This is a genomic window from Streptomyces sp. NPDC086989, from assembly GCF_044745505.1.
In the GTDB taxonomy this organism is placed as follows: domain Bacteria; phylum Actinomycetota; class Actinomycetes; order Streptomycetales; family Streptomycetaceae; genus Streptomyces.
In genome coordinates this window covers 65,479-87,525 of the sequence record NZ_JBIVAL010000022.1, presented here as the reverse complement: position 1 = coordinate 87,525, position 22,047 = coordinate 65,479, and the positions used below count along the sequence as shown (strand labels likewise).

Genomic DNA, 22,047 nt, shown 5'->3' with positions numbered 1-22,047 from the left:
GGGGTTTCGTGCTCCTTCGGCCCCGGCGGAGCCGTACTCCGCCGGGGTTTCGTGCCGTCGGCCCGCGCCCGGTCAGCTGCGCCGGCGCAGGGCCAGCCGCTCCGACTCGGAGAGGCCGCCCCAGACGCCGAATCGCTCGTCGTTGGCGAGCGCGTACTCCAGGCATGCCGCGCGGCCCTCGCACGCCCCGCACAGCCGCTTCGCCTCCCGCAGGGACGAGCCGGGCTCCGGGAAGAAGAAGCCCGGCCCCGTCTGGGCGCACAGCGCGAGGTCGTACCAGTCGGGCGCGGCGGTGGCGGTGGTGGAGACGGTGTTCATCGACATGCCGGAGATACTCACCGCCGCCGATGGACGTCCGATCAACGACTGATCAACACCGGTTCACGGCGTGCACCGGCCACCGGCGGAGGCCGCTGCGCAGCGGTCTCACTCCTCGGGCGGGGCGTCCTCGTGCTTGGCGCGGCTCGGCTGGACGCGCCTCGGTTCGCCCGGCATCTTCGGGTAGTCCGGCGGGTACGGCATGTCGCCCAGGCCGTGGTCACGTTCGTGGCGCTCGGCCAGCTCCAGGGCGGCGTCGAGGGAGAAGGCGTGGTCGTCCATGTCCGCGTGCAGGTCGCCGAGTTCGGCGTAGCGGGCGGGCATCGTGGTGATGTCGAAGTCCCGGGGCTCGGCGGAGTCGATCTCGCCCCAGCGCAGCGGTGCGGACACGGGGGCGTGCGGGCGGGGGCGTACGGAGTAGGCGGAGGCGATCGTGCGGTCGCGGGCGGTCTGGTTGTAGTCGACGAAGATCCGCTCGCCGCGTTCCTCCTTCCACCACGCCGTGGTCACCTTCCCGGGCATCCGCTGTTCCAGCTCGCGGCCGATCGCGATCGCGCAGCGCCGGACCTCGGTGAACGTCCAGCGCGGCTCGATCGGGACGAACACGTGCAGACCCCGACCGCCCGAGGTCTTGGGCCAGCCGCGCAGGCCCAGGTCCTCCAGCACGTCGCGCAGTTCATGGGCGCAGATCACCGCGTGGTGGTAGTCGGTGCCGGGCTGCGGGTCCAGGTCGATGCGCAGTTCGTCGGGCCGGTCGGTGTCCTCGCGGCGCACCGGCCAGGGGTGGAAGGTCAGGCAGCCCAGGTTGGCGGCCCACAGGACGGCGGCCGGCTCGGTCGGACAGATCTCGTCGGCCGTGCGTCCGCTGGGGAACTCGATGTGGGCGGTCGGGATCCAGTCGGGCAGGTTCTTCGGGGCGCGCTTCTGGAAGAAGGACTCGCCCGCCACCCCCTCGGGGTAGCGCTCCAGGGTGGTGGGCCGGTTGCGCAGGGCCCGGGTGATCCCGTCGGCCACGGCCAGGTAGTACCGCGCGACGTCCAGCTTCGTCAGGCCCCGCTCGGGGAAGTAGACCTTGTCAGGGCTGGACAGCCTTACGGTCCGCCCGCCCGCGTCCAGCTCGATCGCGTTACCGGATGCACCCATGTGCGCCACGGTAGGCGGCCCCCGCCAGGTGCGCATACCGGGCGGCCCGGGACGTACCGCCGCAGAATCTAAGACATGGATCTGCCCGTGATGCCGCCCGTGAAGCCGATGCTCGCCAAGTCGGTGGCCAAGATCCCGCCGGGTATGCAGTACGAGGCCAAATGGGACGGTTTCCGGGCCATCGTGCACCGCGACGGCGACGAGGTGGAGATCGGCAGCCGCACCGGCAAGACCCTGACCCGGTACTTTCCCGAGCTGGTGGCCGCTCTGCGGGAGAACCTGCCGGACCGCTGTGTGGTGGACGGCGAGATCATCATCGTCCACGAGGGGCGGCTCGACTTCGACCGGCTGACCGAGCGGATCCATCCCGCCCAGTCCCGGGTCGACCTGCTGGCGCGGACCACCCCCGCCAGCTTCGTCGCCTTCGATCTGCTCGCCCTCGGCGACGGGGCGCTCCTCGACACCCCGCTCGCCGACCGCCGCAGCGCCCTGGTCGATGCCTTGTCCACCGCTTCGCCCCCCGTTCACCTCGCGCCCGCGACCACCGACCGCGCGCTCGCGCAGGAGTGGTTCGAGCGGTTCGAGGGCGCCGGGCTCGACGGGGTGATCGCCAAACCGCTCGATCTGCCCTACCGGCCCGATGCCCGCCTCATGTTCAAGATCAAGCACGAGCGTACGGCCGACGTCGTGGTCGCGGGATTCCGTTTCCACAAGAGCGGTCCGATTGTCGGATCGCTGCTCCTGGGCCTCCACAACGCCCACGGCGCCCTCCAGCACGTGGGGGTCTGCGCCGCCTTCCCCATGAAGCGCCGCGCCGAGCTGGTGGACGAGCTCGCTCCGCTGCGCATGGCCGACGCCACCGGCCACCCCTGGGCCGCCTGGGCCGAGGAGTCGGCCCACGAGAGCGCCCGGCTCCCCGGCGCGCAGAGCCGCTGGACCGGCAAGAAGGACCTCTCCTGGGTGCCGCTGCGCCCCGAGCGCGTCTGTGAGGTGGCGTACGACCACATGGAGGGCGACCGCTTCCGGCACACCGCCCAGTTCCGCCGCTGGCGGCCCGACCGGGCGCCGGAGAGCTGTACGTACGCCCAGTTGGAGGAGGCCGTCGGCTACGACCTCGCCGACGTCCTCGGCCCGCCCGCCGGCTCCTGAGCCCGGCCCGTGGGCCGACGCCCCTGAGCCGGCTCGTGAGCCGGCGCCCCCGACCCGGCCCGTGAGCCGGGGCCCGTGAGCCGCCGCGGGTCCCCCCTCGGCGCGCCCTCAGCCCGCCGTCAGCTTCTCCCACTCCTCCCGGTCCGGCCCCACCGCGTTCGGCGCGTAGTGCGGCCGGGCCGCCAGCCAGCGCGCCACCCGGACCCGCACCTCCGGATCCGCGTACGCCCGCTCCGGCGGCTCGGCCAGGTGCCGCACCCGCGCCCGGGCCCGCATCACCTCGGGGTCCTCCAGGGCGCATTCGAACAGCGCGGCCACCTCACGCGCCGTCCCCGTGCGCCCGGCCCGCGTCGCGAACCGCTCCCCGATGGCCGCGTCGGCGACCACCTGGAAGTCGAACCAGGGCTTCAGGGTGCGCACGGCCCAGGCGTGGTAGTCGGCGGCGAACCGCAGCGATCCCGGCTCCCGGTGCGCCGTACCGGCCACCCTGCGCGCCGCCCACAGCGCGAGCGAGGTGCCCTGGCCGAGCGTCGGATTCGTGTGCGTGATCGCGTCCCCGACCGGCACCAGCCCGGTCACCACCGGCCCCTGTTCGTCGACCGGTGCGCTCCACCGGTTGTCCAGGCTCGCCGTGGCCAGTACGCCCGACAGCGGTTCGGCGCCGAGGTCCAGCCACGCCGCACCGGGCGGGAAGGACCGGGCGGCGGCCTCGAAGACGGCCGGATCGCGCAGCGCCGAGCGCGTGGTGTCGGTGGTGTGGACGAACAGGGTGACGGCGAACACCCGGTTGTCGGCGGGGAAGACGGCGCACCCGGCGAAGGCGCCGCCGGTCACCGTCCAGGGCCGGCGCGGGCCCTCGTCCATCCCCTCGGGCAGCCGGTGCCAGCGGCAGAAGTACGCCAGCCCCGTCCGGTGGCGTTCCACGCGCGCCGGCCGGCAGCCCGCCCCGGCCAGCAGGCGCTCGACGCCGCCGCGCCGCCCGCCCGCGTCCACGACGAGGTCGGCCGGGTACGCACCGGCCGGTGTGCGCACGCCCGTCACCCGGACCGCCGCCTCTCCCGGCCCGGTCAGCAGTCCGGTGACCGGCTCCCCGTGGTGCATGACGGCCCCCGGTTCGCCGCGCAGGGCGGTCGCCAGGGCGCTCTCCAGCACGATGCGCCGGGCCTGGAGCATGACGAGGTCCTCGTCGCCGGGCCGCTCCGGCGGGCGCGCGTCGAACCAGTCCAGCTCGTGCCGTTCGCGGGCGCCGAGCCGCAGCATCTCCGCGTGGACGTCGGGCAGATCGCGGCGCAGGAGGGTGCGGGCCGCGCCGAGCAGGGCGTGCGGCTGGGTGGCCTGGGGGACGCCCGGCCGTTGCCAGCCGAAGAAGTCCCGGTCGAGCGAGGCGCCGGGAGCACGCGTGTCGCGTTCGAACAGTTCGGCGGTGTGTCCGTGCCGCGCCGCGAGCAGCGCGGTCGCCAGCCCTCCGACGCCCCCGCCGATGACCACCACATGTGCCATTGCGTGCCCCCGAGCCCCTGAGCCGATGAGTACGAAGATCAGACCGCTCAGAGCCTGCACGGACGCACCCTGGCCGAAACCCGCACGTCTGTCCGACAGGGCCGCCCGCCGCGCTATGCCGGGCCCGCGCCCCGGCGGGCACGGTGGGCTTCGAGAGCCCGGCGCGCCTGCGCCTCGCACAGGTCCGTGTTGATCGCCACGGCCGCCCGCACCCCGGCCGCCGCCGCGCCGGCCAGCTGCTCCATGGGGCCGGACACGTTCCCGGCCGCCCAGACGCCGCGCAGGGCGGTGGCGCCGGTCTGCGGATCCGCCTCGACACAGGTGCCGACCGCGACCCCGTCGCGCTCCACCGTGACGACGGGCAGCCCGAGGCTCCTCGGCACTCCGGCGCGGGCGGTGAACCGCGGGGCCACCACGAGGGCCGTGCAGGCGACGACGGCACCGCCGGCCAGGGTCACTCCGGTCAGCCGGTCGCCGGTGACGTCGAGGCCGGTCACCTCGCCCTCCGCCACCGTGATGCCGAGGGCGCACAGCAGCTCCCGGTCCTCGCCGGTGAGCGGCCGGGCGTGGGAGAGCAGGGTGACCTCAGCGCTCCAGTTCCGCCACAGCTGCGCCTGGTGCACGGCGAGCGGGCCGGTGGCCAGCACCGCGAGCGGCTCGTCTCGGACCTCCCAGCCGTGGCAGTACGGGCAGTGCAGCACGTCCCGCCCCCAGCGCTCCCGGATCCCCGGCAGCTGCGGCAGCTCGTCCACCAGACCGGTGGCGATCAGCAGCCGGCCGGCCCGCACCGCGGACCCGTCGGCGCACCGGACCAGGAAGCCGCCGTCGGGCAGCCGGTCGGCGGCGAGGACGGTACCGGCCGGTCCGGAGCGGAGTTCGCCCCCGTGTCCGGCGACCTCCGCCCGGCCGGCGGCCAGCAGTTCCGCCGGGCTCGCGCCGTCCCGGCCCAGGTAGCCGTGCAGGTGGGCGGCGGGGGCGTTGCGGGGGCTGCCGGAGTCGAGGACGAGCACCGAGCGGCGGGCCCGGGCCAGGGTCAGCGCCCCGGCGAGTCCGGCGGCGCCGCCGCCCACGACCACGACGTCGTACGAGTTGTCCATGGCGGGAGGGTGTGGCCGGGTCCGCCCGCTTGACAAACCCTGTTGCCGAACCGGCAAATGGAGCGGTGGCTGCCGGGGAGCGGCCGCAGCCGTCCGGGCCGTGCCCGGCACCCACCGGATCAGGAAGCGGATCAAGCGATGACGACGCCGAACGACCCGCCCGAGCGCCCGGTACGGGCCGTCCCGCAGCCCAACGGCGTCGTCGGCGTCGGGCTGGTCGTGGCCGGCGCCGACGGGCGGGTGCTCCTCGGGCAGGCGCACGACGGCCGCTGGGAGCTGCCCGGCGGGAAGGTCGACCCCGGGGAGAGCTTCGAGCAGGCCGCGGCCCGCGAACTGGCCGAGGAGACGGACCTGCGGGTGGCGCCCGGGGACGTCCGGATCCTGGCCGTGCAGCTGTCACCGGAGACCGGGGTGACCCGGCTGACCGCGGCCGCCGTGACCTCCTCGGCCGAGGGCACGCCCCGCGTCACCGAGCCGCACAAGATCCTGCGCTGGCAGTGGTTCGCCCCGGACCGGATCCCCGGTGCCCTCTACGCCCCCTCCACGGCGGTCCTGCGCGCCTGGCGCCCCGAGCTGGGGCCGACCCTGCCGCCGGAGCCCTCGTACGACTACCCGACGTCGTAGCGCCGGCCGGGGCCTCCGGTCCGCTGTGACGTCTCCCACCCCCTCTTGCCACGGGAAAGAAGGCATACCTAAGTTCTCTCGTATGCCCCCACACCACCCCACTTCGCCCACCGGCCCGCAGGACACCCCGGCGCTGGCCGACTTCACCGTCGACCTCACCGCGCAGGAGGTCCTGCGGCGGGCCCAGGTCATGGACGCCCTCGGCCCCGACTGGGACCCGATCGAGGTACTGCGCGGCGAGGAGGCGGCGTACGACCTGCTGTACTCCGGGCTCGACGCGGAGCAGCAGCGCGTGTACGACGCCCTGGTCGCGGCCGGCGTCCTCGCCCCGCGCGGAGACGGCCATGCTGCCGCTTGACCCGCACGCGGACCTCGGGCGCCGCGCCTGGGTGGCCTGCCCGGCCTGCGAGGACAGCCGCGGGTGCGCCCCGTGCGGGGAGCGGCGCACGTGTTCCGAGCACTGGCGGTACCTGCTGTCCAACACCGGCAGCCTGCTGCACCTGCAGTGCCCGTCGTGCACGCACGTCTGGGTGCACGAGAGCGGTTTCGGCGCCACGCGTTCCCTGTGGAGCCGCATCACCGGCGGTCGCGCCGGACTCTGACGGCGACGCGGGCAGAGGCGGCCTCTGACTGCGACGCGGGCAGAGGCGGCCGCAGCCGCCGGGATCACACCCCCGCGGGGGCCCTCTGCGCGAAGTAGCCCTCGCCCAGGTCCTCCGCGAGCAGCCGTTTCGCGATCGCGTCGGCCGCGGCCCGGAGTTCCTCGCTCCGCGGGCGGCCGCGGTCCTTCTCCAGCTGGTCGCCGAGCCAGTCGCCCCATGCCTTGGAGATGGTGGCCGCCTCCCGCCGCCCCGCCGCGGTGAGCGCGAGGAAGCCGCCCTCGCGGCTGAGGTAGCCCTCCTCCGTCATCCGGTCGAAGACCGGCAGCAGGACCTCCGGGGGCAGGGAGCGGCGTGCGGCGACGAGCCCGAGGCTCGCGTGGCCCACCGTGCGGGTCAGGAGTTCCACCTGCATCACCGCCCAGGCTCCGGCGACGTCCAGCCGGGTGTCCGAGGCGTTCACGATGGCGCGCGCCGTCTGCGGCTGCATGTTCCGTACGAGCTTGCCCACCGCCAGCTCCAGCAGACTGGCCGAATCGCCGGAGGCCGTGACCGGCGAGGCGAAGCCGTCACCCATGTCGGTCGAGCCCGCCCTCGCGGTGTCGCGCAGCCGGACCTGCTTGAGGAAGAGCGCGACGACGAAGCCGGTCCCGGCCACCGGCACCGTCCACAGGAACACCGTGTGCAGGGCGTGCGCGTACGCCTCCACGATCGGGGCGGCCGCCACCGGGTCGAGCGCGTGGACCCCCTGGGGGCTCTGGGCCGTCCTGGCCAGCTGCGCCGGATCGGCGCCGGTGGCCCGGGCGGCCTCCGCGACGGCCCTCTCCAGCGCGGGGCCCAGGGTGTTGGCGTAGATCGTGCCGAAGACGGCGGTGCCGAACGAGCTGCCGAGCGTACGGAAGAACGTGACACCGGACGTGGCGGTGCCGAGGTCGGCGTAGTCCACGGTGTTCTGCACGGCGATCGTCAGGACCTGCATGCACAGGCCGATCCCGGCGCCGAGTACGAACATGTACAGCGATTCGAGCCAGGCGGCGGTGCCCGGGCCCATCAGCGAGAGCAGGTAGAGGCCGATTCCCATCACCAGGGAGCCGACGACGGGGAAGATCCGGTACCGCCCGGTCCTGCTGGTGACGTTGCCGCTGAAGACGGACGCGATCAGCAGGCCGATCACCAGCGGCAGGGTCCGTACGCCCGAGACGGTGGCCGAATCCCCGTCCACGAACTGCAGGTACGTCGGCAGGAACGTCATCGCGCCGAGCATGGCGAAGCCGACCACGAAGCTGAGTACCGAGCAGACCGTGAAGACCGGGTTCCGGAAGAGCCGCATCGGCAGCATCGGCTCCGCGGCCCGGGTCTCGGCCAGGCAGAACAGGGCCAGGGCCAGTACGCCGGCCACGAACAGCCCGATGATCACCGCCGAGTCCCAGGCGTACTCGTTGCCGCCCCAGCTGGTGGCCAGGATCAGGGCGCTGGAGCCCACCGCGACCAGGGCGATGCCCGGGTAGTCGATGCGGGTGCCGCCGGCGGCGCGGACCGAGGGGATCGTCCGCGCCGCCGCGAGGACCACCAGGATCGCGATCGGGACGTTGACGTAGAACGCCCAGCGCCAGGTCAGGTGATCGGTGAACAGGCCGCCGAGCAGCGGTCCGATGACGGTCGCGACCCCGAACACGGCGCCGATCGCGCCCTGGTACTTGCCGCGTTCGCGCAGCGGGACCACGTCGGCGATCAATGCCATGGAGGTGACCATGAGGCCGCCGGCGCCGACCCCCTGGACGCCCCGCCACAGGATGAGCAGGGACATGTTGCTCGCCAGGCCGCACAGGAACGAGCCCGTGATGAAGACGATCGCGGAGATCTGGAAGATGAGTTTCCGGCCGAAGAGGTCGCCGAACTTGCCGACCAGCACCGTCGCGACGGTCTCCGCGAGCAGGTAGGAGGTCACCACCCACGACATGTGGTCCCCGCCGCCCAGATCCGCCACGATCGTGGGCAGGGCCGTGCCGACGATCGTCTGGTCGAGGGCCGCGAGCAGCACGCCCAGCATGATCGTGCCGAAGACGACATTGCGCCGCCGCCGGTCGAGCACGGGAGGAGCCCCGGCGGCGACGGGGGCTTCGGCGGGGGCAGTGGTCACACCTCGCACTCTCACAGCGCCCCCGTCCGGCCGCATGCGCACCGGGCCGTCCGGGGGACCCCGGTCAGCGCAGGTGGGCGAGGCCGGGGTGCGCGGCCGCGTAGCCGTCGAGGAGCCGCCGGGCCACCGTGACGGAGTCCACCAGCGGGTGCAGTGCGAAGGCTTTGACGGCGTCGGCCCGGGAGCCGCTCGCGGCGGCCGCGAGGACCTCCCGCTCGACGGCCTTGACGGAGGTCACCAGGCCCACCGCGTGCAGCGGCAGTGGGTCCACGGCCACCGGATGGGCGCCGTTCGCGTCGACCAGGCAGGGCACCTCGATCACCGCCTGCGCGTCGAGCACCGACAGCACTCCGCGGTTGCGCACGTTGAGGATCAGCGTGGCCCGCTCGTCCCGGGCGATGGCCCGCATCAGCGCGAGCGCGACCTTCTCGTACCCGCCGGACTCCAGATCGCTCTCGTCGCGCTCGCCCAGGCCCGCCGCCTCGCGGTTCTCGGCCATGTACGTGGCCTCCCGCTCGGCCCTGGTCCGGTCCCAGGCGGCCAGCGCCGCACCGGCCGGCCGGTCCGCGCGGCCCGCCTCGGCGTAGAACCCGCGCTGCTGGTCGCGCAGGAAGGCGCCGCGCGTCTGACCGGCCCCGGTGTACGTCCGTACGGTGTCGCGGTTGAAGTAGTAGTAGTGCAGGTACTCGTTGGGGATCGCGCCGAGCGAGCGCAGCCACTCGGCGCCGAACAGCCGCCCCTCCTCGAAGGACTCCAGCGCCTCGGTGTCGGCCAGCAGCCGGGGCAGCACGTCGCGGCCGCCGATCCGCAGCCCGCGGACCCAGCCCAGGTGGTTGAGGCCGACGTAGTCGATCCAGGCCTCCTCGGGGCGGGCCCCGAGCAGCCGGGCGAGACGCCGGCCGAGCCCCACCGGGGAGTCGCAGATCCCGATCACGCGGTCGCCGAGCTCCTCGGCCATGGCCTCGGTGACCAGCCCGGCCGGGTTGGTGAAGTTGATGACCCAGGCCTCGGGGGCGGTACGGGCGATCCTGCGGGCGATCTCCCGGACGACCGGCACCGTCCGCAGGCCGTACGCGATACCGCCCGCGCCGACCGTCTCCTGGCCCAGCACGCCCTCGGCGAGGGCCACCCGCTCGTCGGCGGCGCGTCCTTCGAGTCCGCCGACGCGGATGGCGGAGAAGACGAAGTCCGCCCCGCGCAGGGCCTCGTCGAGGTCCCCGGTGGCGGTGACCGCAGGGGCGTCGGACGCCCCGGAGGCGGCCGCCTGGTCGGCGAGCACCCGGGCCATGGCGCTGAGCCGGGCGGGGTCCTCGTCGTAGAGCGTCACCCGGGACACCCGGCCCTCGGCGTGGTCGCCGAGCAGTGCCCCGTAGACGAGCGGAACCCGGAATCCGCCTCCGCCGAGGATCGTCAGCCGCACGCCCTACCGCCCTTCACCGCGCCACGATCGGTGCCACGATCCGTGGCATCCGCTCCGCGGCCCGCGATCGGCCCGTGCCGGAGGTCACCAGTGTCCCCCGCCGCGCGGCGGGCGGGGGTCAGTCCAGCGACGGCACGGCGCGCAGCCGCGGGCCCTGGTGGAGCGGGGTGGCGCCGGAGCCCCGGACCGGGCCCGTCGCCGCGCCCAGCGGCGTCGACAGGATCATGGTGATCCGGGTGAGGCCCATCGCGTCGAGCATGCGGCTGGATTCGGCCACCATCCGGCAGCGCACGTGACCCCAGCGGGGGTCCCAGTGCCGGACGGTCCGCACGGCCCCGTCGCGCTCGGCGGCATCGGCCCCGTGGGTGCTCAGCCAGTGCGGCACGCCGTAGCGGTAGGCCGCCTCCATGAACGGGTCGCGGGCCACCTCCTGGCGGATGCTGCTCAGGCCCTCGTCGTCCGGGGCCGCGGCGAGCGCGTTCGCGAACTGGGCCAGCAGCGGTACGCACCAGGCCGGTTCGTGGTCCTCCAGCACGGCCGCGGCGTCCGGGTGGAACAGCACGAAGCGCAGGAAGTTGTCGTCCGGCAGGGCGGTCGGGTGCGGGCGCACCGACTGGAAGAGCTTGTCGAACGCCGAGTTGGTGAGCGCCACGTCCCAGCGGTGGTCCACCAGGAAGCTCGGGTAGGGCACGGCCTCCATGAGGGCCGCGTAGTCGCACAGGTAGTCGCGCTGGGCGGGGTCCTGGGGCAGGCGGTTCTCCTCGGCGGCGCGCCAGGTGGGCGGCGGGTCGCGGTCGACCATGACGCGGAAGAGCCAGAAGCACTGCCGCTCGCTCATCTCCAAGGCCTCGGCCAGGGCGAGCAGTTTGCGGTCCGTCCACTCCTTGACCAGGCCGCGTTCCCAGTTCCCGTAGGCGCGGACGCTGATGTGCAGGCGGGCGGCGACGTCCTCCTGGCTCAGGCCCAGCTCCTCGCGCCGCTGGCGCAAAATCTCCTTGCGTCGCTCCGACCGCACTGCGCCGCGTGCGGAATCTTCGCCCGGCAGGCGCTCCTCACCGGCTCGGGCGAGGCCATCGGACGGGCCCACCGCTGCGAGATGTGGCACCGAGAGCTCCCCCTCTTCACGGTCTGGATCTTCAATTTCCTCTGGCGATCCTGCTACCGACTTCATTCGAGTGTCAACTATCGTGGCAATTCCAGCCTCTTGACAGCTCATTCCCGCCACAGCTGTGGCAACTTCTGGCCCTGCGGCAGCTCCTCGGATAGATTCCAAAAGCCGACCATGTGCCCGTACCGACCCGCCGCGATCTAGGAGAACCACTGGTGACAGACGGCTTCCCGGCTCCCGTCGCGGTGGCCAACGCGCCCCTGGCAGCCACCGTCACGCGCGTCGCCGAACTCGCGGGCAAGATGGGCCACGACCTGAACAAGGTCTTCGACCTGCGCCGCCTCTCCGAGGCCTCCGGCGTCCCCGCCGACGTGGTCAGGACCCTGCTGGACGGCCGGCCCGCCGGCGAGCCCTGTCTGCAGACCCGCTTCCTCCAGCGCCTCGACCTGCTCCGGCGCACCCGGCTGAAGCCGAACGGGCGCCGCTACACGCAGCAGGAGATCGCGGACGGCGCCGGCATGTCCCGGCAGCAGGCGGGTGCCCTGATCAACGGCGACCGCAGGCCCACGATGGAGCACTGCGACGCGATACAGCGCTTCTTCGGCGTGCACGCCGGCTTCCTCACCGCGCACGACGCCGACGCCCTCACCGACGCCCTCCAGCGGACCGAACAGCAGCTGCTCCAGGACTACGCCGGCCGCGCGCGCGAAACCGTACCCGCCGCGGCCGCTTCGACCGGCGATCCGCTGGCAAGACTTCTGCAGAACCACGGCGTCCGGGGCATCGCCTGGCGCGCCGCCCAACTGCCCAGCGACAAACACCGGGACAAGGTGACCGAATGGCTGGACATGCTTCTCGAAAGCGTCAAACCGAATGAATCCTGACCCAGTCGAGAGTCTGGGTCTGATCCTTGAGTCCTGATCCGGATCCGCGCCGACGGGGAGAACGGTGAGCATAGGCAGAGAGCAGCGCCGGTTGTGCGGCGAACTGGTGGCCGGGCTCCGGCTGACCGCGCCCGCGGAACCCGTGGACCTCTACGCCGCCCTGTGCGAGGGCATGAGCAAGCACCGCGGCCGCCGGGTGGACTTCCGGATGGCCTCGTTCCCGCCGGGGACGGCCAGCGGCCTGTGGCTCGACATGGCGGACCGCGATCTGGTGGTCATCGAGGAACGCACGGCGCCCGACCACCAGCTGGTCATCCTGGGTCACGAGCTGTGGCACATGAAGGCCGGCCACTGCAGCCATCACGTCGACGGAGCCGCCGTCGCCGCCCGGCTGCTGTCCGACGGGGCCGACCTCGGCGAGACGGTCCGGCGCGTCGCCGCGCGCACCCGCGCCGACGTCTCCGAGGAGACCGAGGCGGAGACGTTCGGTTTACTGCTGGGCAGCCGTTGCCGCAACTGGCTCGCCGGTTCCGCGGGCCACCGGGCGCCCGCACAGCGTGACCAGTTGGCGGGCCGCATCGAGGCCTCGCTCGGATACCGGGGGCACAGGAACGACCGTTGAACGGCCAGGACTACTACATACCGGCAGCCGCCCTCGCGGTCTCACTCGCCTTCAAGCTGCCGGCGCTACGGAACAACTGGCGCGACCCGCTCCTGCGGTCGGTCTGCGCCCTGCTGATCCTGGCCGGATCGGTGTTCACCTTCGCCGCCCCGCCCACCATCGTGGCGGTCAACCGCTGGACCGGTGTCACCAACGTCTCCGCCCCGCTCGTCTACTGCCTGATCACCCTGTTCAGCGCCGCCTGCCTGGTGCTCATCGTGAACTGGCGCGGCGGTCCGCCCGAGGAGACCCGGCGCATCTCGCGCCGCTGGATGCTCGGCTACGCCGGCGTCGTCATGGTGCTGGTGGCGCTCTTCGCGCTCGGCGAGACCCCGGTCGAGCGGCTGCGCGACTTCGACACGTACTACGCCAACACCCCCTACATCCAGCAGATGATCGCCCTGTACCTGACGGCGCACCTGGTGGCGGCCGTCGTCATGGTGGCCATGTGCTGGCGCTGGTCCCTCCAGGTGCACGGCTGGCTGCGGATCGGCCTGATGATCATCGTCTCGGGCTACGTCTTCAACCTCAGCTACGACGCCACCAAGATCTCCGCGGTCATCGCCCGGTGGACGGGCCACGACCTCGACGACCTGAGCACCTACATCGCCCCGCCGCTCGCCTCCGTCGGCGCGCTCATCAGCGCGATCGGCTTCGTACTGCCCCTCGTGTGCCAGCGGCTGTCCGACAGCTGGCAGACCTGGACGACGTACCGGCGGCTCGGCGCGCTGTGGCACGAGGTGCAGATCGGCGCCCCCAGCGGCACCCCCTGCGTGCAGATGTCCTGGTGGGCCCCGGCGGAACTGCGGGTGATCCAGCGCGAGTCGGACATCCACGACGGGTTCCTGCACCTGGGGCCGTACTTCGACCCGAACCGCCGCGAGGACGCGTACGCGCGCGCCCTCACGGGCGGTGCGGACGAGGAGACGGCACGCGCCGTCGCCGACGCGGCGATGGTCGCGGCCGCCGTCCAGGCCCGTTCGGCGGACCCCGAGGGCGCGGTCATCGGGGCCAGCGAGGAGAGCGTCCCCGACACCCTCCGGGGGCCGCGCGACCTCGTTCGGATCTCCCACGCGCTGCGGCATTCGCCGGTCGTGGCGGCCGTCCGACGGGAGGTCGCGCTCAACGGGAGCGGGCCAGCCTGAGGGCCGGCCCACCGGGGCCGGTGGTCCCGGGCCGGGCCCTCACCGGGCCCGTGAGCCCGTTGAGGCCCTCACCGGGCCGGGTGGGCCCGAGTGTGGGCCCGGATGTGGGCCGGGGTGGTGTCAGCGCTGGGCCGCGGCCAGCGCCACCTTCGGGAACAGGTCCTGGAACGGGCCGGCGGAATCGATTCCCTCCCGGCCGTACGGTGCGTCGAAGCTCCACACCATGAACAGCAGGAACACGATCAGCGCACTGAACAGCCCGGCCAGCAGCAACTCCCGGCCGGACCGGCGGATCTGCAGGGTGAAGATCAGCCCGACCGTCACCACCCCGCCGACCAGCAGCCCGAACCACACCACGCTCGGCAGGGTCGACTCGTCGGCCTGCACGCGCGAGTGCCGGGCGTCGTCAGCGGCCGCGATGTGGTCCAGCAGCGGCTGGTAGGCCTGCGCCTGGAGCTCGTTCGCCGGGCTCTGGTGGGTGACGTCCGTGCGCAGCTTGCCGAGCAGCTCCGCGCCCTGGGACGAGGCGCCCCGGCCCGCGGTCAGCAGCGGCCAGTCCACGGCGACGGTGTGGGAGACGTACGCGTCGACCTCGCCGCGGATCCGGTCACGGACGGGGGCCGGGTACACGTCGGCGCGCTGGGTGACCTCGTACAGCGACTGTGCCTCGCGGCGCACGCTGTCCTCGGCGGCGCCGCGCGCCTCCCAGACGCCGGCGATCGCCAGACCGAGGACGATGGCGTAGACCACGCCCACCATCATCGTCATGTACTCGATGACGTCGGGGGTTTCGCTGGTGTCCTCGTCCTCCGCGACCCGGCGGTGCCGGAGCGCGGTGAAGGCGAGGACGAGGGCGCAGACGAGCGCCATGGCGACGGCCAGGACCAGCCATTCGGACACGTGGGTTCTCCCGTGGGTGGATCGGTGGGTGGATGCGGGACGCGGGGGGCGGGGCTCAGGGTGCGGGGGCTCAGCTGCGGCTCTTGGAACGCGGCCGCAGCGCGGCGGCGGCGAGTACGGCCGGGGTGGTGACGACGACCATGAGCATCACGGTGGACATGCCGGCCGGGCTGCGCCGCTCCAGGGCGACGGAGCGGTACGGACGCACGTGGAAGGCGCTCACGCGCGCGGCCGCGGCTGCGGCCCGGGGCGGGGCGGGCGCTTCGGCCGGAGCCGGCCCGGCAGGCTCCTCGGGACCCGGCGCGGGCGGCGCGGGCTCCGGCCGTGCGGCCCCGGCCTTCGCCGTCGGCCGGGACGGCTGCGCCGGTGCGGGGACCGCGACGGCCGGCGCCGGGCCCCGCCCCGGGTGGTGCACGGTCGGCCGGCCGGCGCCGGGCACGAGGACCCGCACGGGAGGCCGGACCGCGGGGGGCACGGCTGCGGGCGGCGGCAGAGGCCGCCCTGACGGAACGCACGCATCGATCCGGGCGCCGTCGCCCCGGCCGTTCCCGTGCCCGTGCCCGTGCCCGTTCCCGTTCCCGTTCCCGTGACCGGGCCCGTAAGCCTGCCGGGCTCCGGCATCCACACCGGCGATGCCCGAAAGGCCCGCGACCGCGCCCGCGCTGGCACTCGCACTCGCATCCGCACCGCCGGTGCCGTCGTCCGCGGCCGCCACCTGGCACTGCAGCGGGCAGAGCGCCGCCACCAGGCCGGCTCCGGCGAAGTACTGCCAAGCGGTCACCGCGCGTCCTCCCGGTGTGAGGGTCTCGGCTGAAGAAACGATCACGGCGGCGCTTCGATACGCCGCAGACGCGTCAAGACCACCGGTCGAGGGGCGAGTTCAGGCCAGCCGTTCACCCGCCCGGCTCAATCCCGTACGGCATCCCGGTCTGACCGATCTGCGGCTTCCCGGCACCGGGCGCCGCGATGTGACGCCCCGGCAGCACCGCACGACACGGCACCAAGGGCTGTCCCGTAATCCCCGGTGGAGCGGCGCGCGGCGTCGGATGCGGTGCATCGCAAGGCGGAGGGGCATCCGCGTACTGGGCGTATCCGGGCGTTCCGACAACGCAGCGAGGTGCCGTAGCCGGCGTCGCGCGCCCGCCGGGGATTACGGGACAGCCCTTAGGCTGGAGCGCATGTCCGAGCCCGGTCCCCTCCCCGTCCCCCCGGTGGCCGTGTGGGCGGTGCTGCGGCGGCCGTGGCGGTTCCTCGGGTCGTGGTGGCCGTGGCGGTGCTGGGCGTACCTGGGCAGCGGGTTCCCCCTCGGGTACGCGGTGCTGATGGCGCTGGTCCTGCTCGTGGGCCTCGGGGTGCTGCTGGCGGTCGCGGGGGTAGGGCTCCTGCTGCTGCTCGCCGCCGTGGCGGGCGCCGTGCCGCTCGGCGAGCTGGAGCGGCGCAGGCTGCGGTGGGCCGAACCGGTGCCGGTCACCGATCCACACGCCTCGCTCGCCGGAGCCGGTGCCGCCGCCTGGCTGCGTACCCGGCTGCGGGAGCGCGCCACCTGGCGGGAGTTCGGGTACGCCGCCCTGCTCGGGACGGTGTTCGGCGCGGCCGGGTTCGGGGTGCTGGCGCTCCTGGTGTTCTCGCTGCTCCTGGTGGTGTCCCCGGTCGTCGTCTGGGCGCTGGCCCCCGAACCGGTGATGCTGATACCCGGCCGGGCCGTCGCGGGCCCCCTGGAGGCACTGGGCGGGACCGCCGTGGGGCTGGTGGGGCTGGTGCTGGCCGCGTACGCGGGTGCACTGATCGCCGGGGCGCAGGTGAAGACGGCCCGGCTGCTGCTCGGCCCGCGCGAGGAGGACGGCCGGGTACTGGAGCTGACCCGGTCGCGGATCCGGCTCGTGGAGGCCTTCGAGGCGGAACGCAGGCGTATCGAACGGGACCTGCATGACGGAGCCCAGCAGCAACTGGTGGCCCTCAGCATGACCCTGGGCCTGGCGGAACTGCGGCTGCGCCGGATCCCGGAGGCCGCCGAGGCGGCGGCGCTGGTCGGGCGCGGGCGCGCGGAGGCGAAGCTGGCCCTGGAGCAGCTGCGGGACCTCGTGCGCGGCATCCATCCCCAGGTGCTGACCGACCACGGGCTGGCGGCGGCCGTCGCCGAGGTGGCGCTGCGCCATCCGGTGCCGGTCACGGTGGACCTCGGGCACCTTCCCCGGCTTCCCGAACCGGTGGAGACCACCGCCTACTTCACCGTCACGGAGGCGCTGGCGAACGCCGCCAAGCACAGCGGTGCCTCGCACGTCGGCGTCGCCGGTAGGGTCGAGGGAGACCGGCTCACTCTCACCGTCACGGACGACGGCCGCGGCGGGGCGGACCCCGGCGCGGGAGCGGGCCTGGCGGGTCTCGCGGACAGGGTGGCGATGTTGCAGGGCAGGCTGACGGTGTCCAGTCCGGTGGGCGGGCCGACGGAACTGCGCGTGGAGGTCCCGTGCTCCTGGTGATCCTCGCCGAGGACTCCGTGCTGCTGCGCGCGGGGCTGAGCGAGCTCCTGACCCTCGGCGGCCACCGGGTGATCGCCGCCGTCGGTGACGCGCCCGCCCTGCTGGAGGCGGTGTCCGCCGAGCGGCCCGACGTGGTCGTCACGGACGTGCGGATGCCGCCCGGACTGCGCGACGAGGGACTGCGCGCCGCCCTCGAACTTCGCTCCCGTGATCCCTCGTTGCCGGTCCTGGTGCTCTCCCAGTACGTGGCCACGGCGTACGCGACCCGGCTGTTCACCGACGGTTCGGCGGCCGGGCTGGGCTACCTGCTCAAGGACCGGGTCGGCGAGGTGACCGAGTTCCTCGACGCCCTGGAACGGGTGCACGCGGGCCAGACGGTCATCGACCCGGACGTGGTGCGCGTGCTGCTCGCGCCGCCGACGGCGGCCGACCGGCCGCTGGCCCGCCTGACGCCCCGCGAGCGGGAGGTGCTCGCCCTGATGGCGGAGGGCCTCAACAACCAGGCCGTCGCGGCCCGGCTGTTCATCACCGAGGCGTCCGTCGTGAAGCACTCCGGCAGCATCTTCACGAAGCTGGACCTCGACCCGGCGGAGGGAAACCGCCGTGTCCTGGCCGTCCTGGCCCACCTGCGGGGGCGGGACGGCGCCTGAGCCACCGGACACCGGGCCCGCCGCCCGGCCGGCTCAGTCGAAGGGGTCGATTTCGACGTGGCCGGGGGACGCCGAACAGACCTGCCACACCCCGCCCGTACGGACCAGATCGAGGGAGTAGGCGACGGCGGGGCCGCGACCCGGGCCGGGGCCGGGCGTGAGGTCGACGTTGACCGTGGCCTGCCCGCCGCCCTCGATGGAGGAGATGATCCGGTGCCCGAAGCGGGCGCCGGGACGGCGCAGTCGCGCCGCCGGGTCGGTGGTGCCCGCGCAGGCCGCTGTGGGCGCGCTGCCGCCCGTACCGACCGTCTCCAGATAGGCGTCCACGGCGCGGTGCAGCGGACTGCGCCCGGGATCGGCCGCCCGGACCAGCGCCGTCACGCCGAAGGCGACCGCCGAGAGCATCAGCAGCACTCCAGCGACGAGCGCCGCCCTGCCGGTACGGACCGGCCGTCCTGCGTACACGATGCCTCCACCTGCTCCGGGAAAACCCCCTGTCACGAGAGGGACGTCGCACGGCCCGCCGCCGTTCCCGGACGGGCGGTGCCGTCGCGGTGTCCGCCGGCCACGACCCGCGAGGGGGCGGTGGACGGCGGCGGGGTCACGCAGCGGGCCCACACCACCAGCAGGGCCGGCAGCATCAGGTAGCCGAAGCGGCCCGCCGGAGCCAGCAGGAAGGCCAGGGTCAGACCCGCGGCCAGCCGGTCGGCGGCGGCGACGAGCGTGCGCGGCGGACGCGCCCACAGCGAGAGCGCCACCACCAGCGCGCCCAGGACCAGCAGGGCCACGGCCAAGTACCAGCCCCACGGTCCCAGTTCGGCCAGCAGGTGCCCCGGCAGCGGGCTGCCCGCCGGGGTCGCCACCGGCGCCCGGCCCGTCGGGAAGGTGAACACCTGCCGCCACAGCTCGGCCGGCTGGAGCAGCGCCCCCGGCAGCACCAGCAGGGCCGTGACCGGAGCGGCCACCGCCGCGCAGCGGAGCGCCGCGCGCCCGCCACGGCAGGCCCGGAGCAGCACGAGGACCACCGCCACCGCGGGCAGTACGGTCCACTTCATGGCGCACGCCGCCGCGAGCGCCGCCCCGGCCACCGCCGGCCGGCCGGAGGCGGCCGCCGCGAGGGCCAGGCAGCACAGGCCCGACAGCGGCATGTCCACCCCGCTCACCGTCAGCTGGAGGGCCATCACCGGGGAGGCCACCAGGACCGGCAGCAGCGGCGACGCGGGGCCGCCGAGCATCCGGCGTCCCGCCCACAGGGCGGCGAACAGGACGGCCGCACACCAGATCCGGGCGTCACCGAGCAGGCGGACCGCCCAGCCGTCACCGCCGCCCAGCAGGGCGCGGGGAAGGCCCAGGAGGGCCATGGCGGGCAGGTAGGGGGTGTACTCCCCGACCGCGGCGGGGTGCTCCACGTAGAGGCGTCCGGACTCCAGCAGGAGCCGCCCTGACCGTTCGATCACCGCGACCTCGGACTGGCCCTGCCCGGTCAGGACCAGGAGCAGCAGGGGCAGTACGACGGCTCCGGTCAGGGCCGCGGCCGTCGCCGAGCGGGGGCGGCCCAGCGTGGTGGCCCCGGCGGCGACCAGGTATCCGGCGGCCGCGCAGCATCCCCACAGCCGGTGCGGGCCGAGCGGGGAGAGCAGCGGGAACGACAGCGCCCAGGCGGCCGCGAGCAGCCAGCCGGCGGTCCACCGGGCGGTGGGCGAGGCGGGCAGGAGACGGGAGGCCGCGGACGTTAGCGGGCGGGTGGAGGGGGTCATGGACCCATTCCAGCCGCGGGGTCCCCTCCGGTCTGCACGCCCAGGCGGAGCCTTCGTGGTCGGGTTTCCCCTACCACGCGCTCCCGCGGGCCGTGGCCCGCGCCCACCGCGACGGGCTGTGGCTGCCCCCACCGGGAAGGGCTGCGGCCGCCCCCCACCGCGAAGGACCGTGGTCTCCGCTCACGCCGAAGGCCGTGGGTCTCCGCTCACGCCGAAGGGGCGCGACCCCGGAAGGTCGCGCCCCTTCGCCGAGCGGAGGTCAGCCTGCCTCGGAGCCGCCGAAGCGCTCGCGGTAGGACTCCAGGTCCTCCTCGGTGATCCTCGCGAAGAGGACCGGCGGCACGGTGAACGGCGTTCCCGCCGGGACCGCGTCGAGCGACTTGGCCTGCTCCGGGGTCACCCACGTCGCCGTGTCGTCGGCGAGCGCGAACGCGGAGCGCATGGTGCGCGCCGAGGCCGGGATGAGCGGCTCGGAGACCACCGAGTAGAGGTGGATCAGGTTCATGGCGGTGCGCAGGGTGAGCGCGGCGCCGTCCAGGTCGGTCTTGACCTCCAGCCAGGGGGCCTTCTCGTCGAGGTACGCGTTGCCGGCCGACCACAGGGCGCGCAGCGCGGCCGCGGCCTTGCGGTACTGGAGGGACTCCATGTGGCCCTCGTACTCGGCCAGCAGCTCGGCGATCTGCTCGCCCAGCTTGGCCTCGGCGTCGCCCGCGGGGCGGCCGGCCGGGACCTCGTCGCCGAACTTCTTGCGGGAGAAGGTCAGCACCCGGTTGACGAAGTTGCCGAGGGTGCCGCCGAGGTCCTTGTTGACCGTGGCGGCGAAGTGCTCCCACGTGAACGACGAGTCGTCGGACTCGGGCGCGTTCGCGATGAGGAAGTAGCGCCAGAAGTCGGCCGGGAGGGTCTCCAGCGCCTGGTCGGTGAAGACGCCGCGCTTCTGCGAGGTGGAGAACTTGCCGCCGTAGTACGTCAGCCAGTTGAAGGCCTTGACGTAGTCGACCTTCTTCCACGGCTCGCGGGTGCCCAGCTCGGTGGCCGGGAACATCACCGTGTGGAACGGGACGTTGTCCTTGGCCATGAACTGCGTGTAGCGCACGTCGGCGGCCTCGTACCACCAGGACTTGTAGTCACGGCCGGCCGGGTCGGCGTCCGCCCACTCCTTGGTGGAGGCGATGTACTCGATCGGCGCGTCGAACCAGACGTAGAAGACCTTGCCCTCGGCGGCCAGTTCGGGCCAGGTGTCGGCCGGTACCGGCACGCCCCAGTCCAGGTCGCGGGTGATGGCGCGGTCGTGCAGGCCCTCGGTCAGCCACTTGCGGGCGATGGAGGACGCCAGCTGCGGCCACTCCTCCTCGTGCTCGGCGACCCAGGCCTCGACCTCGTGCTGGAGCTTGGACTGGAGGAGGAAGAGGTGCTTGGTCTCGCGGACCTCCAGCTCGGTGGAGCCGGAGATCGCCGAACGGGGCTCGATCAGGTCCGTGGGGTCCAGGACGCGGGTGCAGTTCTCGCACTGGTCGCCGCGGGCCTTGTCGTAGCCGCAGTGGGGGCAGGTGCCCTCGACGTAGCGGTCCGGCAGGAAGCGGCCGTCGACCGGCGAGTAGACCTGCCGGATCGCGCGCTCCTCGATGAAGCCGTTCTCCTGGAGCCGGCGCGCGAAGTGCTGGGTGATCTCGGCGTTCTGCTGCGAGGAGCTGCGGCCGAAGTAGTCGAAGGACAGCTCGAAGCCGTCGTAGACCGCCTTCTGGGCGTCGTGGGCCTGCGCGCAGAACTCGGCGACCGAGAGGCCGGCCTCCTTCGCGGCGAGCTCGGCGGGGGTGCCGTGCTCGTCGGTGGCGCAGATGTACAGGACGTCGTGGCCGCGCTGGCGGAGGTACCGGGAGTACACATCCGCCGGAAGCATCGACCCGACCATGTTGCCCAGGTGCTTGATCCCGTTGATGTAGGGAAGCGCGCTGGTGATCAGGTGTCGAGCCATCCTCGGATGCTCCATTTCGTCTTTGCGGTGACAACGTGCCGTGACGGACTGTGATGCGGTTCATCGTATCGAACCGCCGAAAGGCCACGCGCCGCATTTCTCTGGGGTGGACGTAACGCAAAAGCGAGGGACGTGACCTCTCCGTCACGGCCCTCGCAAGGGCCCCATGCTACAGCCGGGGCGGATCAGCGCGGACCGGTGTCCGCGGTTCGGTCGGACGGGCCCGCGGGGTCCGTCATCCTGGCCGGTCCACCCGGGGTACGCCGGTGCACGTCCGGCCGGCACGGCCCCGGCATATGCGTACGCGCGGACTGGACCCCCGCGTGATCGAAGTCGGTCGCCGGCCGGTCATCGCCGAACGTAATCCTCCGACGTCTCTCTTCTGCGCCCCCCGGGTACGCCCGCACTGCCAGGCTGGCCGCGCACAGGGGACGAGGTGAGGTGGAGCGGTGAGCGATGGCGGACCAGAGGAGTCCGGTGGGGCCGTGGGACTGCCC

Annotated in this window: 21 protein-coding genes; 9 read left to right on the top strand and 12 right to left on the bottom strand. The window is 73.7% G+C overall.

All coding sequences use genetic code 11. The features are described from left to right. Window positions 1-72 precede the first annotated feature (72 nt). Window positions 73-324, bottom strand: coding sequence for a WhiB family transcriptional regulator (locus tag ACIPK4_RS35620; protein ID WP_402320834.1), 252 nt, complete (start codon window positions 322-324; stop codon window positions 73-75). 102 nt (window positions 325-426) lie between these two features. Continuing rightward, on the bottom strand, window positions 427-1,461 hold the full coding sequence (gene ligD / locus ACIPK4_RS35615; RefSeq protein ID WP_402320832.1) for a non-homologous end-joining DNA ligase: 1,035 nt from the start codon (window positions 1,459-1,461) through the stop codon (window positions 427-429). Window positions 1,462-1,536: 75 nt separating this feature from the next. Here ligD and ACIPK4_RS35610 point away from each other — a divergent pair, with 75 nt between their 5' ends. Continuing rightward, complete coding sequence (locus ACIPK4_RS35610; RefSeq protein WP_402320829.1) at window positions 1,537-2,610, top strand: ATP-dependent DNA ligase; 1,074 nt, start codon at window positions 1,537-1,539, stop codon at window positions 2,608-2,610. 108 nt (window positions 2,611-2,718) lie between these two features. Here ACIPK4_RS35610 and ACIPK4_RS35605 read toward each other — a convergent pair whose 3' ends face one another. Beyond that, complete coding sequence (locus tag ACIPK4_RS35605; protein WP_402320826.1) at window positions 2,719-4,110, bottom strand: NAD(P)/FAD-dependent oxidoreductase; 1,392 nt, start codon at window positions 4,108-4,110, stop codon at window positions 2,719-2,721. Window positions 4,111-4,223: 113 nt separating this feature from the next. Continuing rightward, window positions 4,224-5,207 (bottom strand): NAD(P)/FAD-dependent oxidoreductase, encoded by a 984-nt coding sequence (locus ACIPK4_RS35600; protein ID WP_402320824.1) that lies wholly within the window; start codon window positions 5,205-5,207, stop codon window positions 4,224-4,226. A 138-nt stretch (window positions 5,208-5,345) separates the two neighbouring features. Here ACIPK4_RS35600 and ACIPK4_RS35595 point away from each other — a divergent pair, with 138 nt between their 5' ends. From ACIPK4_RS35595 to ACIPK4_RS35585, 3 genes are all read left to right on the top strand, one after another. Beyond that, window positions 5,346-5,831, top strand: coding sequence for an NUDIX hydrolase (locus ACIPK4_RS35595; protein ID WP_402320821.1), 486 nt, complete (start codon window positions 5,346-5,348; stop codon window positions 5,829-5,831). 82 nt (window positions 5,832-5,913) lie between these two features. After that, window positions 5,914-6,189 (top strand): DUF6400 family protein, encoded by a 276-nt coding sequence (locus ACIPK4_RS35590; RefSeq protein ID WP_402320818.1) that lies wholly within the window; start codon window positions 5,914-5,916, stop codon window positions 6,187-6,189. Further along, entirely contained in the window at window positions 6,176-6,433 is a 258-nt protein-coding gene (locus tag ACIPK4_RS35585) for a hypothetical protein (protein WP_402320816.1), read from the top strand. Before ACIPK4_RS35590 ends, ACIPK4_RS35585 begins: the two co-directional genes overlap by 14 nt. 64 nt (window positions 6,434-6,497) lie before the next feature. Here ACIPK4_RS35585 and ACIPK4_RS35580 read toward each other — a convergent pair whose 3' ends face one another. The 3 genes from ACIPK4_RS35580 to ACIPK4_RS35570 form a co-directional block, all read right to left on the bottom strand. Continuing rightward, window positions 6,498-8,606 (bottom strand): MDR family MFS transporter, encoded by a 2,109-nt coding sequence (locus ACIPK4_RS35580; RefSeq protein WP_402320862.1) that lies wholly within the window; start codon window positions 8,604-8,606, stop codon window positions 6,498-6,500. Between the two features lie 28 nt (window positions 8,607-8,634). Next, window positions 8,635-9,990: a 6-phospho-beta-glucosidase gene (locus ACIPK4_RS35575; protein ID WP_402320813.1), complete on the bottom strand. Its 1,356-nt coding sequence runs from the start codon at window positions 9,988-9,990 to the stop codon at window positions 8,635-8,637. 118 nt (window positions 9,991-10,108) lie between these two features. Then, entirely contained in the window at window positions 10,109-10,978 is an 870-nt protein-coding gene (locus ACIPK4_RS35570) for a helix-turn-helix domain-containing protein (RefSeq protein ID WP_402320810.1), read from the bottom strand. Window positions 10,979-11,313: 335 nt separating this feature from the next. On the opposite strand from ACIPK4_RS35570, the gene ACIPK4_RS35565 reads away from it, so the two are divergent. From ACIPK4_RS35565 to ACIPK4_RS35555, 3 genes are all read left to right on the top strand, one after another. Next, the gene (locus tag ACIPK4_RS35565; RefSeq protein WP_054221521.1) at window positions 11,314-11,982 is read left to right on the top strand and encodes a helix-turn-helix transcriptional regulator; all 669 of its coding nucleotides are present in this window, start codon (window positions 11,314-11,316) and stop codon (window positions 11,980-11,982) included. Between the two features lie 64 nt (window positions 11,983-12,046). Continuing rightward, window positions 12,047-12,604 carry a hypothetical protein gene (locus ACIPK4_RS35560; RefSeq protein ID WP_054221522.1) on the top strand — a complete coding sequence of 186 codons (558 nt, stop codon included), beginning with the start codon at window positions 12,047-12,049 and terminating at the stop codon, window positions 12,602-12,604. Next, window positions 12,601-13,788, top strand: coding sequence for an MAB_1171c family putative transporter (locus ACIPK4_RS35555; protein ID WP_402320807.1), 1,188 nt, complete (start codon window positions 12,601-12,603; stop codon window positions 13,786-13,788). The genes ACIPK4_RS35560 and ACIPK4_RS35555 overlap by 4 nt, the downstream gene beginning before the upstream one ends. Window positions 13,789-13,908: 120 nt before the next feature. Here ACIPK4_RS35555 and ACIPK4_RS35550 read toward each other — a convergent pair whose 3' ends face one another. Together ACIPK4_RS35550 and ACIPK4_RS35545 are read right to left on the bottom strand one after the other, a co-directional pair. Beyond that, window positions 13,909-14,688, bottom strand: coding sequence for a hypothetical protein (locus ACIPK4_RS35550; protein WP_376193479.1), 780 nt, complete (start codon window positions 14,686-14,688; stop codon window positions 13,909-13,911). Window positions 14,689-14,758: 70 nt separating this feature from the next. Then, window positions 14,759-15,469, bottom strand: coding sequence for a hypothetical protein (locus ACIPK4_RS35545; protein ID WP_402320804.1), 711 nt, complete (start codon window positions 15,467-15,469; stop codon window positions 14,759-14,761). Between the two features lie 397 nt (window positions 15,470-15,866). Here ACIPK4_RS35545 and ACIPK4_RS35540 point away from each other — a divergent pair, with 397 nt between their 5' ends. Continuing rightward, complete coding sequence (locus ACIPK4_RS35540) at window positions 15,867-17,168, top strand: sensor domain-containing protein (protein WP_402320801.1); 1,302 nt, start codon at window positions 15,867-15,869, stop codon at window positions 17,166-17,168. Beyond that, on the top strand, window positions 17,156-17,818 hold the full coding sequence (locus ACIPK4_RS35535; RefSeq protein WP_402320799.1) for a response regulator: 663 nt from the start codon (window positions 17,156-17,158) through the stop codon (window positions 17,816-17,818). The genes ACIPK4_RS35540 and ACIPK4_RS35535 overlap by 13 nt, the downstream gene beginning before the upstream one ends. A gap of 33 nt (window positions 17,819-17,851) precedes the next feature. Here ACIPK4_RS35535 and ACIPK4_RS35530 read toward each other — a convergent pair whose 3' ends face one another. The 3 genes from ACIPK4_RS35530 to metG form a co-directional block, all read right to left on the bottom strand. After that, on the bottom strand, window positions 17,852-18,283 hold the full coding sequence (locus tag ACIPK4_RS35530; protein WP_402320796.1) for a hypothetical protein: 432 nt from the start codon (window positions 18,281-18,283) through the stop codon (window positions 17,852-17,854). 32 nt (window positions 18,284-18,315) lie between these two features. Then, the gene (locus tag ACIPK4_RS35525) at window positions 18,316-19,575 is read right to left on the bottom strand and encodes a glycosyltransferase 87 family protein (RefSeq protein ID WP_402320793.1); all 1,260 of its coding nucleotides are present in this window, start codon (window positions 19,573-19,575) and stop codon (window positions 18,316-18,318) included. A 259-nt stretch (window positions 19,576-19,834) separates the two neighbouring features. Further along, window positions 19,835-21,550 (bottom strand): methionine--tRNA ligase, encoded by a 1,716-nt coding sequence (gene metG / locus ACIPK4_RS35520; protein ID WP_376193465.1) that lies wholly within the window; start codon window positions 21,548-21,550, stop codon window positions 19,835-19,837. Window positions 21,551-22,047 lie beyond the last annotated feature (497 nt).